At 47.6% G+C, this 286-nt stretch carries 1 protein-coding gene; it reads left to right on the top strand.

What is annotated here, in order from left to right; all coding sequences use genetic code 11:
- Window positions 1-27 precede the first annotated feature (27 nt).
- A partial coding sequence (locus tag PZH32_RS14105; RefSeq protein ID WP_275208896.1) for a hypothetical protein occupies window positions 28-286 on the top strand: 259 nt, incomplete at its 3' end.

Here is a 286-nt window from a genome sequence, read left to right as displayed (position 1 = left end):
GTAGAGGCAACGAGAAATGATCAGCCATTGACAAAAGAGCAGTGGGATGCCGCAACGCTGGACGTGGTAAGTGTAAATAAAGACGGAGAAGAATTTGGTATCCAGTGGGATGTGCAGAAGGGCAGTGAAGTCTCAACCTGGATCGTGACTCCGAAATATAAGAAAGGCGGTATGTTCGCAACAGAGACCGGTCAGGCAGATGTAACGATCAATGTATCGGCAGAAATCGACGGGGATGGTTACGGTAAGGCAGAAACGGTCAGTGTAAACATCAAGGATGATAAGA

The organism is Adlercreutzia equolifaciens, assembly GCF_029076695.1.
Lineage (GTDB): Bacteria > Actinomycetota > Coriobacteriia > Coriobacteriales > Eggerthellaceae > Adlercreutzia > Adlercreutzia equolifaciens_A.
The sequence above is the reverse complement of the archived record's forward strand: the minus strand, read 5'-3'. Positions and strand labels throughout refer to the sequence as shown.